Raw genomic sequence first — 17,196 nt, forward strand, 5'->3', positions numbered from 1 at the left:
CCGACCTTTGTTCACTGATTCGACGAGTTATTACTCTTTCGGTCCGCGGTTTGCGCGTTTACGATCGTTCTCAGTCAGGTGACGTTTACGGATACGTACGGACTGCGGAGTCACTTCTACCAGTTCGTCATCATCGATGAATTCCAGAGCCTGCTCCAGAGTCATTTTCTGTGGTGGAACCAGAGTGGTGGCTTCATCAGTACCGGAAGCACGCATGTTAGTCAGTTTTTTACCAGTCAGGCAGTTCACGGTCAGGTCGTTAGAACGTGAGTGAATACCGATGATCTGGCCTTCATACACTTCTGCACCGTGACCCAGGAACAGCTTACCGCGATCCTGCAGGCTGAACAGGGCGAATGCTACCGCTTTACCCTGGCCGTTAGAGATCAGTACGCCGTTCTGGCGCTGGCCCACTTCGCCCGGACGAACGTCGTCGTAGTGGCTGAAAGTGGAGTACAGCAGGCCGGTACCGGAAGTCATGGTCATGAATTCGTTACGGAAACCGATCAGACCACGGCTTGGGATCTCGTAGTCAAGACGCACGCGGCCTTTACCATCCGGGTCCATGTTTTTCATGTCGCCTTTACGCTCACCCATCGCCTGCATCACGGAGCCCTGATGCTGCTCTTCGATGTCGAGGGTCACGTTTTCGAATGGCTCTTGCTTACGGCCTTCGAACTCACGGAAGATAACTTTCGGACGGGATACCGCCAGTTCGAAACCTTCACGACGCATATTTTCGATCAGAACTGACAGGTGCAGCTCACCACGACCAGAAACACGGAACGCATCGGCGTCCGGGGTTTCTTCAACACGCAGTGCCACGTTATGCACCAGCTCTTTGTTCAGACGGTCGAGGATCTGACGTGAAGTCACATACTTACCTTCTTTACCGCAGAACGGAGAGGTGTTAACGCAGAAGAACATGGTTACGGTTGGTTCATCAACGCTCAGGGCCGGCAGCGCTTCCACATTCTGCGGGTCGCAGATAGTGTCAGAGATGTTCAGCTCACCCAGACCGGTGATAGCGATGATGTCGCCCGCTTCCGCTTCTGATGCTTCGATACGCTCCAGGCCCATGTGGGTCAGAACTTTACCGACTTTAGCGTTGCGAGTTTTGCCTTCGCTGTCGATTACGGTGATCTGCTGGTTAGGGCGAACCTTACCGCGCTTGATACGACCGATACCGATTACGCCCAGGTAGTTGTTGTAGTCCAGCTGCGAGATCTGCATCTGCAGTGGGGCTTCCAGCTCAACCTGTGGTGGCGATACGCGATCAACGATTGCCTGATACAGCGGAGTCATGTCTTCCGCCATATCGTTGTGATCCAGGCCCGCGATACCGTTCAATGCAGAAGCATAGATAATCGGGAAGTCCAGCTGCTCATCAGTGGCATCCAGGTTCACGAACAGGTCAAACACCTGATCGACAACCCAGTCTGGACGCGCACCAGGGCGGTCAACTTTGTTGATAACTACAATCGGCTTCAGACCATTAGCGAAGGCTTTTTTGGTCACGAAGCGGGTTTGCGGCATAGGGCCATCCATTGCATCCACAACCAGCAGCACCGAGTCAACCATTGACATCACACGCTCTACCTCACCGCCGAAGTCGGCGTGTCCTGGGGTATCTACGATGTTGATGCGGTAGTCATTCCATTTAATGGCGGTGTTTTTTGCGAGGATGGTAATCCCACGCTCTTTCTCCAAATCGTTGGAGTCCATTACGCGTTCGGTTGCTTCGGTACGGGCATCGAAGGTCCCGGACTGCTGCAGCAACTTGTCAACCAGGGTAGTTTTACCATGGTCAACGTGGGCAATAATGGCGATGTTACGCAAATTTTCGATCACAGCTTTGCCTCAGGCATTAGAAATAGCGCGCTATTGTACACGGATTAATCGAAGGACTGAACAGGATCACATATTTCATAGAAATTTAACTGTTCGGATTGCATTTGATGCCATTTTCAGTGCAAAGATTGCACTGCATGGCAAAATTGCACCAAAATGGTGCCCAGCTATCATACAAAGGCACCAAAACAGTGCGCATTTTCCATCATGGTGCACTCCTCGTCTTTCGGGAGGGCGCATCATAGCGCTTTTTGCACTGAATAAAAAAGTTGGCATAGATTTCGCTTTAGTATCTGTAAGCGAAAAATGCCAGTTTCCACAACGGTTGATAGCTTGTCAGAGGACTTTAATTTTCGGAGTCAGCGCAGCCAAACGCAAAGCGCGCCCGTTAAGTTCTCTAACCACGACGACAATGACAAAATCCAGGAGAGTTAAGTATGTCCGCTGAACACGTTCTGTCGATGATGAACGAACACGAAGTCAAATTTGTTGACCTGCGTTTTACCGATACTAAAGGTAAAGAGCAGCACGTGACCATTCCCGCTCATCAGGTTAACGCTGACTTCTTCGAAGAAGGCAAAATGTTTGACGGCTCCTCGATTGGTGGCTGGAAAGGCATCAACGAATCCGACATGGTTCTGATGCCAGATGCAACCACTGCGCTCATTGACCCGTTCTTTGCAGATTCTACTCTGATCATCCGTTGTGACGTCCTCGAGCCAGGCACTCTGCAGGGCTACGACCGTGACCCGCGTTCCATCGCTAAGCGTGCAGAAGACTTCCTGCGTTCTTCCGGCATCGCAGATACCGTGCTGTTTGGACCAGAGCCAGAGTTCTTCCTGTTCGACGACATTCGTTTCGGCAGCAGCACTTCAGGTTCACACGTTGCTATCGATGATATCGAAGCATACTGGAACTCCGGTAAAGAATACGAAGGCGGCAACAAAGGCCACCGTCCAGGTCTGAAAGGCGGCTACTTCCCAGTGCCACCGGTTGACTCAGCTCAGGACATCCGTTCTGCCATGTGTCTGACCATGGAACAGATGGGCCTGGTTGTTGAAGCTCACCACCACGAAGTGGCAACCGCTGGTCAGAACGAAGTGGCTACCCGCTTCAACACCATGACCAAAAAAGCTGACGAAATTCAGATCTACAAATACGTTGTTCACAACGTTGCTCACGCTTACGGCAAAACAGCAACCTTTATGCCTAAGCCAATGTTTGGTGACAACGGTTCCGGCATGCACTGCCACATGTCTCTGTCTAAAGGCGGCACCAACCTGTTCGCCGGTGACAAATACGGCGGCCTGTCCGAGTTAGCGCTGTTCTACATCGGTGGTGTTATCAAGCACGCTAAAGCGATCAACGCCCTGGCAAACCCAACTACCAACTCTTACAAGCGTCTGGTCCCAGGCTACGAAGCGCCAGTAATGCTGGCTTACTCTGCCCGTAACCGTTCAGCTTCAATCCGTATCCCAGTGGTTACCAGCCCGAAAGCACGCCGCATCGAAGCGCGCTTCCCGGACCCAGCGGCTAACCCATACCTGTGCTTCGCTGCACTGCTGATGGCTGGCCTGGACGGCATCATCAACAAGATCCACCCTGGCGATGCAATGGACAAAAACCTGTACGACCTGCCTCCGGAAGAAGAAGCTGAGATTCCAAAAGTTGCAGGTTCTCTGGACGAAGCACTGGCTGCACTGAACGAAGACCGTGAGTTCCTGACCCGCGGTGGCGTGTTCACCGAAGACACTATCGATGCCTACATCGCCCTGCGTCAGGAAGAGATGGACCGCGTTCGTATGACTCCGCACCCAGTCGAGTTCGAACTGTACTACAGCGTTTAATTAGTAGTAGCCCGGCGAATATCCTGTCGCTGAGAGGCGGCAACCAAGACCAAATCCGCATGGCTATGCCATGTGGGTGAGATTAAGGAACCCGCCAAGCTCCAGCACGATAAACGCCTGGGATTTTGTTGCCGTGGAAACTTTCAGCCCATCTTCGGATGGGCTTTTTTCTCCACAAATTCATCGTTTCACACGATGATTTCCGGGTTAAATGACTATAATGCACTAAATTGGTGCGCGCGAATGACTCAGGAGAACGCTTTATGGCAACTGGCGCTCTGCCCGATGCTGGGCAGATTCTCAATTCACTGATCAACAGCATTTTGTTAGTTGATAGCGAGCTGGTGATTCATTATGCCAACCCCGCAGCGCAGCAATTGCTGGCGCAAAGTTCCCGCAAGCTGTTCGGTACGCCGTTACCGGAACTGATTGGTTATTTTTCTCTCAATATTGAAGTGATGCTCGAGAACCTGGATGCAGGTCAGGGCTTCACCGACAGCGAAGTGACCCTGGTGGTCGACAGTCGCGCCCATATTATGTCGCTGACCGCACAGCGCCTGCCGGATGGTCTGATTCTGATGGAAATGGCGCCGATGGATAATCAGCGTCGTCTGAGCCAGGAGCAGCTGCAGCATGCACAACAGGTTGCTGCCCGCGATCTGGTTCGCGGTCTGGCGCATGAGATTAAAAATCCGCTGGGAGGATTACGCGGCGCAGCACAGCTGCTGGCCAAAGCGCTCCCCGATCCGGGTTTAACCGAATACACCAAAGTGATCATTGAACAGGCCGACCGCCTGCGCAATCTGGTCGATCGTCTGTTGGGCCCTCAGCAGCCGGGAATGCACGTTACTCAGAGCATCCATCAGGTGGCTGAGCGCGTGGTTAATCTGGTTTCCATGGAGCTGCCCGATAACGTTTCTCTGGTGCGGGATTACGATCCCAGCCTGCCAGAGCTGCCGCACGATCCCGACCAAATCGAACAAGTTCTGCTTAACGTCGTCCGTAACGCGCTACAGGCGCTGGGCGACCAGGGTGGAACCATTACGCTACGTACCCGTACGGCGTTTCAGCTCACGCTGCACGGTACGCGTTATCGCCTTGTGGCACGCATCGATATTGAAGATGACGGCCCGGGCATTCCGGCACAGCTGCAGGATACGCTGTTTTACCCGATGGTCAGCGGCCGCGAAGGCGGCACCGGGCTGGGGCTGTCGATTGCCCGCAGCCTGATAGACCAGCATTCCGGGAAAATAGAGTTCAACAGTTGGCCAGGACACACTGAGTTCTCAGTTTATCTGCCTATTCGCCAGTGAGGTTTCTATGCAACGAGGGATAGTTTGGATCGTCGATGACGATAGCTCCATCCGCTGGGTGCTTGAACGCGCGCTCACTGGAGCCGGTTTAAGTTGTGTCACATTTGAAAGTGGCAATGAGGTGCTGGATGCACTCGCAACCAAAACCCCAGACGTTTTATTATCGGATATTCGCATGCCGGGCATGGACGGACTGGCACTGCTGAAACAGATTAAACAGCGTCATCCGATGCTGCCGGTGATTATCATGACCGCCCATTCCGATCTGGATGCCGCCGTTAGCGCATACCAGCAGGGTGCGTTTGATTATCTGCCTAAACCGTTTGATATCGACGAAGCGGTAGCGCTGGTTGAACGTGCTATCAGCCACTATCAGGAACAGCAGCAGCCGCGCAATCAGCCTGCCAGCGGGCCAACCACCGATATCATCGGTGAAGCGCCGGCCATGCAGGATGTCTTTCGCATTATCGGCCGCCTCTCCCGTTCCTCGATCAGCGTGCTGATCAACGGTGAGTCAGGTACCGGTAAAGAGTTAGTCGCGCACGCGCTGCACCGCCACAGCCCTCGGGCAAAGGCGCCGTTTATTGCGCTTAATATGGCCGCTATTCCTAAGGATTTGATTGAATCCGAGCTGTTCGGCCATGAGAAAGGGGCATTTACCGGCGCAAATCAAATACGCCAGGGCCGCTTCGAGCAGGCGGATGGCGGCACACTGTTCCTTGATGAAATTGGTGATATGCCGCTGGATGTCCAGACCCGACTACTGCGTGTTCTGGCCGATGGGCAGTTTTATCGTGTGGGCGGCTATGCCCCGGTGAAGGTGGACGTACGCATTATCGCCGCGACCCACCAGAACCTGGAAATGCGCGTACAGGAAGGTAAATTCCGTGAGGATTTATTCCACCGCCTGAACGTTATCCGCGTGCATTTGCCCCCGCTGCGTGAACGCCGTGAAGACATTCCCCGTCTGGCGCGCTATTTCCTGCAGGTCGCTGCACGGGAGCTGGGCGTGGAAGCGAAAATTCTGCATCCGGAAACGGAAACCGCGCTGACCCGCCTTCACTGGTCCGGTAACGTGCGCCAGCTGGAAAACACCTGCCGCTGGCTGACGGTGATGGCGGCCGGTCAGGAAGTGCTGATTCAGGATCTGCCACCGGAGTTGTTTGAGACGTCGACACCGGACAGTCCGAGCCAGTCTCTGCCGGATAGCTGGGCCACGCTACTGGCACAGTGGGCCGACAGAGCGCTGCGTTCCGGTCATCAAAATTTGCTGTCCGAAGCACAGCCGGAAATGGAACGCACGCTGCTGACCACCGCACTGCGCCATACTCAGGGCCACAAGCAGGAAGCTGCTCGCCTGCTTGGCTGGGGACGCAATACGCTCACCCGCAAGCTGAAAGAACTGGGAATGGAATAACGATTTTTCAGGCCGGGAAGTTAGAGGGCGAGCCGCAAGCGGCTCGCCTTTTTACTGGCTGATTTAAATCACCCGCGAAAATTGCTGCCTGCGGGCCTTCTGCCGCAGATAGCTGTCAAAGCACATACAGATATTCCTTACCAGCAATCGCCCCTTAGGCGTTATCTGAAGGCCCTTCTGGTGGCTATCCACCAGCCCGTCGGCAATCAGCGGCTGCAGCTGGTGCAGATCGTCCGCAAAATAGCGTTGGAAATCGATTCCCCACTGCGTTTCAACCGCTGTAAATGACAACGAGAAATTGCACATCAGGCTTTTAATCACATCACGTCGGATACAGTCATCGTCCGTGAGCTGTAACCCTCGCCAGAGCGCCGTTTTATCCTGCTCAATCGCGGCGTAATAATGCTTCAGCTCTTTTTGGTTCTGCGCATAGCTATCCCCGATCATGCTAATTGCCGAAACGCCCATACCTAACAGATCGCTGTCTCCCTGAGTGGTATATCCCTGGAAGTTGCGGTGCAGCTTTCCGGCGCGCTGCGCAATCGCCAGCTCGTCATCATGGCGAGCGAAGTGGTCCATACCGATAAATTCATAGCCCTGAGCGGTCAGGGACGAAATCGTCTGCTGCAGAATATCCAGTTTCTGCTGCGCATCGGGTAAGTCTTCCTGGCGGATCTTGCGTTGGGCCGCAAACAGTTCTGGCAGATGAGCATAGTTGAATACGCTAAGGCGATCCGGATTAAGATCGGCTACCTTTTGCAGGGTAAATGCAAAGCTCTCTGCCGTCTGATGGGGAAGACCGTAGATCAGATCGATATTGGTGGAGGTAAAGCCCAGCTGACGCGCCCGGGCCATCAGGGCGAATATCATTGCCTCATCCTGTACCCGGTTAACGCTTTGCTGAACCTGCTTGTTAAAATCCTGCACGCCCATACTCAGACGGTTGAATCCCCCTTCACGCAGGTGATCCAGTACATCCAGTTCGATTTCGCGCGGATCGACCTCAATCGACATTTCCACATCAGCAGCAAATGTAAAATGCTGTCGCAGAGTACCCAGCAGCCGGCTGATTTGCGCCTTAGTCAGAAAAGTCGGCGTACCGCCGCCCCAGTGCATCTGGCTGACGATGCGCTGGCTGAACAACGGGGCGCGAGCCGCGATTTCCTGCACCAGCGCATCCAGGTAGGCATCGGCTTTGTGCTGCTGACGCGTCACCTGTTTGTTACAGCCGCAGAAATAGCAAAGCTGATGGCAAAACGGGATATGCAGATAGAGAGACAGTGGTCGATCGGGATAACGTGACGCCGCGTGTAAAAAAGCGCTCTCATCGTAATCCTGACTGAATTCAAGAGCCGTTGGATAAGAGGTGTAACGCGGACCGGAGGTGTTGTACTTCTGAATTAACGGGAGATCCCATTCTGCTTTCTGTATCTGCATGCTCGTCTACCTTTTACGCTTTCGGGCAGACCGTCGCGGGACAGGGAGAGGCCGGCTGACGATCCTGCTACGCAGCCGTGCTTTCAGGCGCGATAACCGCTGTAGTTTAACGAACAACCACCCCAGCCAGCACAGCAGAATCAGCGCAATAATTGATCCAGGCCAAATCATCAGCAGAGAAACCGGTTATTACAGGCAGAGCAGAATTGCCCTGCCTCAATTTACGTCAATATCAGATGCAGAATGCCGGGCACGCACACCCTTTCTTTCCCGACAATGGAGAGCGAATCCCCCCGCAGGAGCAAAGATAAAAAATCAGTTCCCACCCTTCAGCAGGCGATACATATCTTCTTCCGCAGCGTCGTCTTCGACATCATCATCCAGTGCAATGCCCAACTGTTCCATCAGTACGTCGATGCGATCCAGGGCCTGATCGAGCCATGCCTGATCTTCCGCAGACAGCGACTCACCGTTTTCCAGGCGATCCAGCAATGCGTCCAGGCGTTCGTCGTTCTCCAGCATTGCCAGCTCTTCCTGCGGCGTCAGGCGCGGTTTCTTCTCCGGCTGCACTTTAGGTGCTTTGGCGGGCTTAGCCGGTTTTGCGGTAACGGCATCTCCACCCAGTGCGATGGGCTTTTTGCTACCGATGCGCGGATCTTTAGTTTTGCTACTGCTGCCGGTTTTCTGGCTCTCTACAACAGGATTAGATCGGCTGCCGGTTGCGTTGCCGCTACGTTTTTTATCACGTTTGCGGTCGCGCGCTTCCTGATTCAGTTCATCACGGGATTTACGCTTATTTTTTGCAGCAGGTTTTTGTCCCTGTGGCGTGCGTGCAGGTTGCTTCATGGTTTCTGCTCTCAGACGTTTATCTTCAGTATAGAATTGCGGCGGAATCTAGCAGAAAGCAGAGAAAGAAAAAAGGCGGCAGGTCACCCTGTCGCCTTTTTTCGCACCTTCCACAGAAGGGCTGACGGTGTCAGCATCCATTTTAGCAGCCAACGTCCCGGTTTTCCTTTGCAAAGCGCCCACGTCCCGGTGAGCTCCCATCCTGCTGTGCGATCCTTTCGCACTCTCCTTTCCCTGCTCTTCATCGTCCTGATGCTCAATGAGCGCTTCATCCTGAAGTGAAACTGCCTGTTTCTGATTACAAATGTAGACTAACTAATCCGACTATCAAGGCTGTGCTTTTATTTTTAGTTATTTTTTGGATATGAAAAAAATAATCACATGAAATTAAAGAATATTTTAACAGTTGGAAGAAAAAAAAGCAGAGAGTACCGCCACGTTTTATGGCAAATATCTCACAGAGAATATCAGGGTTATTATGTCTTATCGGGCGCTTTTCGATCATACAGGGTATAATCAACGCAATTCACTTTTTTCCTGGAGTACTTTATTTTGTCTGGCTGGAATTATCACGTCACCCATTTTGTCACCAGCGCCCCGGATATCCGCCATCTGCCTGCCGATACCGGCATTGAGGTTGCTTTTGCCGGGCGTTCAAACGCGGGTAAATCCAGCGCGCTCAATACGCTGACAAATCAGAAAAGCCTTGCCCGAACCAGTAAAACACCTGGCCGTACCCAGTTAATCAACCTGTTCCAGGTTGCCGAAGGCTACAGACTGGTGGATCTTCCCGGCTATGGTTATGCCGAAGTGCCGGAAGAGATGAAGCTAAAGTGGCAGCGATCGCTGGCAGAATATCTGCAAAAGCGCCAATGCCTGAAGGGGCTGGTAGTCCTGATGGATATTCGCCATCCTCTGAAAGATCTCGACCGTCAGATGGTTATGTGGGCTGTACAGAGCGGAATTGAAGTACTGATCCTGCTGACTAAAGCCGACAAGCTGGCTTCCGGGGCGCGTAAAGCACAGCTGAACGCCGTTCGTGAAGAAGCGAAATCTTTCCTCGGCACGGTGGATGTTGAAGTCTTCTCATCGCTGAAGAAAATTGGCGTGGATAAGCTTAGCCAGAAGCTGGATAGCTGGTATCGCGAGCTGCCGCCTGCGACTGAAGAAGACGAAGAAACTGTCTGAAATAGACGATCTGCCGCCGAATAGTTGGCGTTGCAGCAAGGCGGCAAGAGCATAAGAACCCGGGAGCTTACATCAGTAAGTGACCGGGGCAAAGGCTCGCAGCTAACGCAGCTGCGGCGTCAAGGATGCAGGCGACAGACAATAAAAAACGCCCCAGTCATAACGACTGGGGCGGCTAAAATATTCAGCCAAATCCGATTACGTGAAGTAAAAGGTCTGAAAGATAGAACATCTTACCTCTGTACCCTACGCGATAAACTCTACATGATTTTTTGAGCGCTAAAAAGGGTTTTTTGTAGTTAATTTTCAGAAAACGACAGTCAAGATCCAACATTCGTCACATAACGACGCCCTTTCTGTAGCTTAATTACTTAAAAAATGCTTTTAGCTGAAATGGTTAGCGTTACTGGTAACCACAGTATATGCAGGGTCAGAAGCTGAAACGATTAAATAGATTATTTTCTTATCGATGTTTCAGGCCGGGAGAAATGACTACCCGGCCTCTTGCATAAGAGATTAGTGTGCCTGATCCCAGTTGTCGCCAACGCCGACATCGACACGCAGCGGCACATCCAGTTTCATACTGCTTTCCATCAGTTGGCGAATTTTCGCCGATGCGGCATCAACCGCATCCGCTCTGACTTCAAATACCAGTTCATCGTGTACCTGCATAATCATCTTCACGGCGGGTTCCGTTTGCTGGAGCAGCCATTCATCCACGGCAATCATCGCGCGTTTAATGATATCCGCTGCGGTCCCCTGCATCGGGGCGTTAATTGCCGCACGCTCTGCTGCCTTACGGCGCATTGCATTACTGGCTTTGATATCCGGCAGATACAGCCGACGGCCGTCCAGAGTTGAAACGTAGCCTTTTTCAGCGGCCTGCTCACGGGTACTCTCCATATACTGCAATACCCCCGGATAACGCTCGAAGTAGAGGTCCATATACTTTTTCGCTTCGCCTGCGCCGATATTCAGCTGGCGTGACAAACCAAACGCGCTCATGCCGTAAATCAGACCAAAGTTGATCGCTTTCGCGCTACGTCGTTGTTCACCGCTCACGCTGTCCAGTGATACGCCAAAGACTTCCGCAGCGGTCGCACGGTGAATATCCTGCTCATTAGCGAACGCAGTCAGCAGCCCTTTATCCTGAGACAGATGCGCCATGATGCGCAGTTCAATCTGGGAATAGTCGGCGGCGACGATGACGTGCCCTTTCGGAGCAATAAACGCCTGACGGATGCGACGCCCTTCGTCGTTGCGCACCGGAATATTTTGCAAGTTAGGATCGCTGGAAGAGAGCCTTCCGGTCGCTGTAACCGTCTGGTGGTAGGAAGTATGCACGCGGCCAGAAAGCGGATTGATCATCTGTGGCAGCTTGTCGGTATAGGTCGACTTCAGCTTGGATAAACCACGATGCTCAAGGATTACCTTAGGCAGGGGATAGTCCAGGGCCAGCTCGGCAAGCACTTCTTCACTGGTCGACGGCGCGCCGCCCGGCGTTTTCTTGGTTGGTTTGATGCCCTGCTTTTCAAACAGAATCGTTTGCAGCTGCTTCGGTGAAGACAGGTTAAACGGCTCACCGGCAAGCTCATGAGCCCGCAGTTCCAGCTCCGCAAGCCGCGTCCCCAGCTCTTTTGAATGTGCGGCCAGTATGCTCTGGTCGATCAGCACGCCGTTACGCTCAATGCGTGAGATAACCGGCACCAGCGGCATTTCGACCTGGTCGAAAACCGTTCTCGGCCCCTGCTCTTTCTCCAGTTCAGGCCACATTTTCAGATGCAGCTGTAGCGTTACGTCGGCGTCTTCTGCCGCGTAGTGTGCCGCCTGCTCGAGGGCTATCTGGTTAAAGGTCAGCTGATTCTTACCTTTACCGGCAATTTCTTCAAAGGTCACCGTTTTATGGTTCAGCCAGCGTAATGCCAGGGTATCCATATCATGGCGGCCCGCCACGCTATTCAGCGCATAGGACTCCAGCATGGTATCAAAACGAATACCTTTTAATTCAATATCATAGTTTTTCAGCACGCCACGGTCGTATTTCAGGTTCTGCCCAACTTTCAGCGCGTTATTATCTTCTAACAGTGGTTTAAGACGTGACAGCACGCTGCTGCGATCCAGCTGATCGGGAGCATCCAGATAATCATGCGCTACCGGAAGATAAGCCGCTTCACCCGGTGCGATAGCAAAAGACAGACCCACGATATTGGCACTCAGCGTATCCAGAGAGTCGGTTTCCAGGTCGAAAGCAAAGAACTCGCTACGCTGGAGTTTTTGCAGCCAGCTTTCAAAGGTCTCTTCATCAAGAATGGTGACGTAACCGTCAGATGACAGTACGCTGGCGGGCTGTTCCTCATCGGCGGCAGCTTCAGCAGCAGGTGCGGCTTTCGCTTTCGGTGCGGAGGTTCCGCCCACTTTACCCTGTAGCCATTTACCTTCTTCCAGATCGACAATCCAGCGGCGGAACTCATACTGCTTAAACAGGGCCAGCAGTTCTTCCGTCGCCGGCTCATTGACGGTCAACTGGTCACAGGTCCGATCCAGCTCAACGTCAGTCTTAATGGTAGCCAGCTGATAGGATAGCAGCGCCATCTCTTTATTCTGTTCCAGCTTGGCGGCCATGGTTTTTGCACCACGGAAGGTTAAACCAGCAACGCTGTCGAGATTGGCGTAAATATCCTTAATGCCGCCCAGTCCCTGAAGCAGCGCCTGCGCGGTCTTCTCTCCCACACCGGGTACGCCAGGAATATTGTCCGACGAGTCACCCATCAGTGCCAGAAAATCGATAATCAGCGATGGCGGAATACCATATTTTTCCACCACCTCTTCCGGGCCAAGGATGGCATTGTTCATGGTATTGATCAGCGTGATATTAGGCGTGACCAGCTGAGCCATATCTTTATCGCCGGTGCTGATCAGGACGGGTTTCCCCATTTTTTCAGCCGCCAGTGCCAGCGTACCAATCACATCATCGGCTTCCACTCCGGATACAGCCAGCAGCGGCAGCCCCATGGCCTTCACCATAGTGTGCAGCGGCTCTATCTGTGCACGGAGGTCATCGGGCATCGGAGGGCGATGGGATTTGTACTCTTCGAACAGTTCGTCACGGAACGTTTTGCCTTTAGCATCAAATACCACCGCTACGTGGCTCGGCTTATATTGCAGTAGCAGACTGCGCAGCATGTTCAGTACGCCATACATTGCTCCGGTAGGTTCACCAGCACTATTGGTCAGTGGGGGGAACGCATGGTAAGCGCGGTACAGGTAGGAAGAGCCATCTACCAGGATCAGCGGGTTTTCTGCAATTTGAGCCATAGGTCGTCACGTTCTTGATTAGTTTTGGATTGGTGTTAAGGATGCCACAGCTCGATATCAAAGATAAAACCGCAATGGCCATAATTGACAGAACAATTCCCGTTTTGCGTAGCATCTCGACAAATTACCCTGTGGATAAGTTTGTGTGTAAATTCAATAACTCTTCTTTATTCGCGAAAAGAGAATAACAAGAGTGAATTTTATAACCATAATATTCAATGTGATACACGGAAAACCGCTAACTTAAAATGGCCTTAGCGGAATTATTATTATGTGGATATTAGTTAAAGGCGTAGCGACGAAGGCTGAAAACGAATGGTGTAGAACCGAGATAGATTTTAATTCATTCCGTCTGATTTGCTAGTAAACGGGAAAAAAAACGCCGGCCTGATAGCCGGCGATTTAAGCAGATTAATTACTTCTGGCCGATCAGGAATTTCACCACGTTCGCGTACTGCTGAACATAGTTATCCATTGAGCTGGTATCCAGGCCACCGTTGTTAACCATATATTTACCGTTAACGAACATGGCCGGAACGCCGCGAAGATCAACATCAGCGGCTGCCTTTTCCTGCTGCGCAACCAGTGATTTCACCACAAAGCTATTCCACGCGGCGTCATAATCTTCCGGCTTGATACCGGCGGCTTTCACAAAGGTATCCTTCAGGCTGGCAGGATCGGTAATTGTCTGGGTTTTCTGAATACCGTCAAAGATAGGCGCGGTCACTTTATCTTCTACGCCCAGCGCCATGGCGACAGCCCATGCCTGAGTAACAGTTTTACCCATGTCGCCACCTAAGAATTCAACATGGTATTTGGTCACTTTTGCATTAGCCGGCAGGCCTTTTTTTACGGCATCGCTAACGTGCCAGACGCGCTCAAACTCATAACAGTGCGGGCAGAAGAATGAAAAGAACTCCAGAACCTGCGGCTCTCCGGAAGCGGGTTTGTCCAGCGTGACATACTGCTGACCATCGGTAAACTGTGCAGCAGATGCGCTGAATGCCAGTACCATACCGACAAGTGCAAACCAAATTTTTTTCATCGTGAAACTCTCTCCTAGTTACTACTCAGTAGGCGTACCAAAGGGTGATTACACCTGGAAATCAGGCATCAGCTGCAGCGGAGGCTCCTGCAGCAGCTTGTCCTGCTCATTAAATATGGAAATCTGACGACGCCAGAAATCCTCATCCGTCATCCACGGGAAACTACCTGGGAAAGCCGGGTCATCCCATCTGCGAACAACCCACGCCAGATAATAAACCATCCGCATAGCACGTAAAGGCTCAATCAGTGACAATTCGTGAGCATCAAAGTCACAAAACTCACTGTAGGCTTCAAGTAAAATATCCCACTGGATCAGCTGTTCTTGCCGATCGCCATTAACCAGCATCCATAAATCCTGCACGGCAGGACCATTTCGGGCATCGTCCAGATCGACAAAAAGTGGACCATCCCGCCACAGAATATTTCCTGGATGGCAATCTCCGTGCAGACGCAGCGGCCGCCACTGAGTATGCCAGCAGTTTTGTAAAGTTGTGCGTAGCCGCTCGATAGTCGCTAATAAACTATCCTTCAGGGCCCTGGGAACGAGCGCGCTATTGGCCAGAACCTCCAGCGGTTGATCAACATATTCCGTCAGGCCAATTGTCGGTCGGTGTGCAAAAGTTTCCCTGCGCCCGGTCTGATGAATGCGGCCAAGGAAACGGCCAACCCATTCCAGCTGGTCATAGTTATCCGTTTCATACTGGCGGCCACCAAGGCTGGGGAAAACGGCGAACCAGAAACCCTGATGCTGATGCAGCATCTTACCCTGCAGGTTCAACGGTGCGGCGATAGGCACTTCATCAGCCAACAGCTCGGCGGAGAACTGATGTTCTTCTTCAATCTGCTGCTGTGACCAGCGCTGAGGGCGGTAAAACTTTGCAACATAACGGCGTTTATCTTCATCGGTGAATTGGTAAACGCGGTTTTCATAGCTATTTAGCGCCGTCAGCCCGGATTCAACCCGCAGGCCGGTATCCCATAATGCATCGAGGATGGTATCGGGGGTAAGCGTTTGGAAGTTAAAAGCAGCTTCTGTCATCCGGCAGGCTCATTGATAAATGCGTAAGTATAGCCGCTAAGAATATCATCAAATACCGGTGGCTTCGGTTCCAGGAGCAGATTTAATCTTTAATCACCCCACGAGCGCGAAGCAGTGCGGTTTTGAAATCATCCTCATAGTCTTTCTTTAATCCGGGAATTTCCGCACTTTTATCACTGCCCCGCATCTTAAGGTGATAGATCAGAACATCATCCGTAAGTTCTTCAATTGGCTGCTTAAATCCTGCCTCATCGGCCATTTTTTGCAAAAACTGTACAAGATTGAGATCGGGTTCCTGCTGCCATGCAGGCTGTAACAGGCTGATAAGTTCATTGAGGCGATGGCATTTCATATTGTTGTTCCCCGTATAAATACACTTCAGTTACGATATCAATCTACACGCCAAACTTGAGCAAAGGACATAAAGAATGGCTATTAACTCAAACTCTGAACGTCCGGCTATCACCGGAGTGATCCTCGCTGGCGGCCGCGGCAGCAGAATGGGAGGCCAGGATAAAGGGCTGATCGTTTGGCATCAGCAACCGCTCTATCACCACGTGTTGCAGCGTTTAAAACCCCAGGTTGATACTGTATGGATTAATGCCAATCGTAACCTTGCGGAATATCAACAGAGTGGCTTTCCGGTTATCACCGATACAATGCCGGATTTTCCCGGCCCGCTTGCGGGTATGCTGGCAGCGCTCGAGCAGGCCGATACAGAATGGGTCGCCTTTTCTTCCTGTGATACCCCGCAACTGCCCGACAATCTGGTTTCGCATCTATGGCGTAACAAAAACGGCGCGCCGGCGGTCTGGGCTCGATCTGAACAGCGGGATCACCCGGCGCTGGCATTGATGCATCGCAGTCTGGCAAAACAGCTTCGTCAGTATCTTGAGTGTGGTGACCGCAGGCTACTGCTTTTTTTACAGCAGGCTGGCGGGCACGGTGTGCTGTTCAGCAACGCCGGTACCGCCTTCAATAATATTAACCATCCCGAAGATCTTAAAAACTGAAAGGAATTCACATAATGATCCCACTTCTTGCTATCTCCGCATGGAGCGGCACAGGGAAAACAACGCTGCTTAAACTGTTAATTCCCAAACTCAAATCACGGGGTATCCGCTGTGGGTTGATCAAACACACTCATCATCAGCTGGAAATTGATACGCCGGGGAAGGATAGCTATGAGCTGCGTAAAGCGGGGGCCGATCAGGTACTGGTTGCCAGTCAGTTACGTTGGGCTTTAATGACAGAAACGCCACAGCAGGACGCGCTCGATCTGCATTATCTTGCCAGCAGAATGGATGCTTCGGCATTAGATCTTATTCTGGTGGAAGGATTTAAGCAGGAAGAAGTCGCAAAAATTGTCCTGCACCGGTCCGGTTCAGGCAAACCACTCCCCTTACCACTGGATCAATGGACGATTGCTGTTGCCAGTGATATTCAGCTTGAGCTCGATGTGGTTCGATTAGATTTAAACAATATAGAGGCGATTGCTGATTTTATTCAGGGCTGGATGTCAGTGCAGAAAGGATGAAGGCGCGAAGGGCGTTCAGAAACCAGACTGAGTATCAATAATGTGCAGATCGTTTATGCCAAAAAGAGGGAGTGAGTACTTTGTGTTCTATGTCTGAGGTACCACCGGGTACTGACTGAGCGATATTTAAGGTGAAAATGGTGGTTCTACTGAGAGCCGGATTATGGTGCTGGATAGCAGTGCAGAGAACGTAGAGTACGCGATGGTAAAATGGTCACTTCAGAGGAAATTTTAAATGGCGCAAACGCAAAAAGGCCATCCTTACGGATGGCCTTCTGCTTTGTTTGATGCCTGGCAGTTCCCTACTCTCGCATGGGGAGGCCCCACACTACCATCGGCGCTACGGCGTTTCACTTCTG

14 protein-coding genes are annotated in these 17,196 nt (G+C 52.0%); 6 read left to right on the plus strand and 8 right to left on the minus strand.

What is annotated here, in order from left to right; all coding sequences use genetic code 11:
* Nucleotides 1-30 precede the first annotated feature (30 nt).
* Nucleotides 31-1,851, minus strand: a complete 1,821-nt coding sequence (gene typA, locus JOE09_RS24110) for a ribosome-dependent GTPase TypA (protein ID WP_205067620.1) — start codon at nucleotides 1,849-1,851, stop codon at nucleotides 31-33.
* A gap of 437 nt (nucleotides 1,852-2,288) precedes the next feature.
* Between typA and glnA the strand changes: the two genes are divergently transcribed.
* The 3 genes from glnA to glnG all read left to right on the plus strand — a co-directional run bounded on the left by glnA (nucleotide 2,289) and on the right by glnG (nucleotide 6,428).
* Nucleotides 2,289-3,698, plus strand: a complete 1,410-nt coding sequence (gene glnA / locus JOE09_RS24115; protein WP_205067621.1) for a glutamate--ammonia ligase — start codon at nucleotides 2,289-2,291, stop codon at nucleotides 3,696-3,698.
* A 263-nt stretch (nucleotides 3,699-3,961) separates the two neighbouring features.
* On the plus strand, nucleotides 3,962-5,011 hold the full coding sequence (glnL, locus tag JOE09_RS24120) for a nitrogen regulation protein NR(II) (RefSeq protein WP_105594404.1): 1,050 nt from the start codon (nucleotides 3,962-3,964) through the stop codon (nucleotides 5,009-5,011).
* 7 nt (nucleotides 5,012-5,018) lie between these two features.
* Entirely contained in the window at nucleotides 5,019-6,428 is a 1,410-nt protein-coding gene (gene glnG / locus JOE09_RS24125; protein ID WP_105594403.1) for a nitrogen regulation protein NR(I), read from the plus strand.
* Nucleotides 6,429-6,491: 63 nt separating this feature from the next.
* Here glnG and hemN read toward each other — a convergent pair whose 3' ends face one another.
* Entirely contained in the window at nucleotides 6,492-7,865 is a 1,374-nt protein-coding gene (gene hemN, locus JOE09_RS24130; RefSeq protein ID WP_205067622.1) for an oxygen-independent coproporphyrinogen III oxidase, read from the minus strand.
* 315 nt (nucleotides 7,866-8,180) lie between these two features.
* Nucleotides 8,181-8,711 carry a Der GTPase-activating protein YihI gene (yihI, locus tag JOE09_RS24135; protein WP_205067623.1) on the minus strand — a complete coding sequence of 177 codons (531 nt, stop codon included), beginning with the start codon at nucleotides 8,709-8,711 and terminating at the stop codon, nucleotides 8,181-8,183.
* 552 nt (nucleotides 8,712-9,263) lie between these two features.
* On the opposite strand from yihI, the gene yihA reads away from it, so the two are divergent.
* Nucleotides 9,264-9,899 carry a ribosome biogenesis GTP-binding protein YihA/YsxC gene (yihA, locus tag JOE09_RS24140; RefSeq protein WP_200562174.1) on the plus strand — a complete coding sequence of 212 codons (636 nt, stop codon included), beginning with the start codon at nucleotides 9,264-9,266 and terminating at the stop codon, nucleotides 9,897-9,899.
* A gap of 184 nt (nucleotides 9,900-10,083) precedes the next feature.
* Here yihA and spfP read toward each other — a convergent pair whose 3' ends face one another.
* The 5 genes from spfP to JOE09_RS24160 all read right to left on the minus strand — a co-directional run bounded on the left by spfP (nucleotide 10,084) and on the right by JOE09_RS24160 (nucleotide 15,652).
* Nucleotides 10,084-10,131: a small protein SpfP gene (gene spfP, locus JOE09_RS26515; protein ID WP_071892919.1), complete on the minus strand. Its 48-nt coding sequence runs from the start codon at nucleotides 10,129-10,131 to the stop codon at nucleotides 10,084-10,086.
* 284 nt (nucleotides 10,132-10,415) lie between these two features.
* A complete protein-coding gene (gene polA, locus JOE09_RS24145) occupies nucleotides 10,416-13,214 on the minus strand; it encodes a DNA polymerase I (RefSeq protein WP_205067624.1) in 2,799 nt (932 codons plus the stop codon).
* Nucleotides 13,215-13,629: 415 nt separating this feature from the next.
* Nucleotides 13,630-14,259, minus strand: coding sequence for a thiol:disulfide interchange protein DsbA (dsbA, locus tag JOE09_RS24150; RefSeq protein WP_205067625.1), 630 nt, complete (start codon nucleotides 14,257-14,259; stop codon nucleotides 13,630-13,632).
* Nucleotides 14,260-14,307: 48 nt separating this feature from the next.
* The gene (locus JOE09_RS24155) at nucleotides 14,308-15,300 is read right to left on the minus strand and encodes a serine/threonine protein kinase (RefSeq protein WP_205067626.1); all 993 of its coding nucleotides are present in this window, start codon (nucleotides 15,298-15,300) and stop codon (nucleotides 14,308-14,310) included.
* 82 nt (nucleotides 15,301-15,382) lie between these two features.
* Nucleotides 15,383-15,652 carry a YihD family protein gene (locus tag JOE09_RS24160; protein WP_105594396.1) on the minus strand — a complete coding sequence of 90 codons (270 nt, stop codon included), beginning with the start codon at nucleotides 15,650-15,652 and terminating at the stop codon, nucleotides 15,383-15,385.
* 76 nt (nucleotides 15,653-15,728) lie between these two features.
* On the opposite strand from JOE09_RS24160, the gene mobA reads away from it, so the two are divergent.
* Entirely contained in the window at nucleotides 15,729-16,313 is a 585-nt protein-coding gene (gene mobA, locus JOE09_RS24165) for a molybdenum cofactor guanylyltransferase MobA (protein WP_205067627.1), read from the plus strand.
* Nucleotides 16,314-16,327: 14 nt separating this feature from the next.
* On the plus strand, nucleotides 16,328-16,837 hold the full coding sequence (mobB, locus tag JOE09_RS24170) for a molybdopterin-guanine dinucleotide biosynthesis protein MobB (protein WP_205067628.1): 510 nt from the start codon (nucleotides 16,328-16,330) through the stop codon (nucleotides 16,835-16,837).
* The last annotated feature ends 359 nt before the right edge of the window (nucleotides 16,838-17,196 follow it).

The sequence above is a fragment of the Pantoea coffeiphila genome, assembly GCF_016909495.1.
Classification (GTDB): domain Bacteria; phylum Pseudomonadota; class Gammaproteobacteria; order Enterobacterales; family Enterobacteriaceae; genus Erwinia; species Erwinia coffeiphila.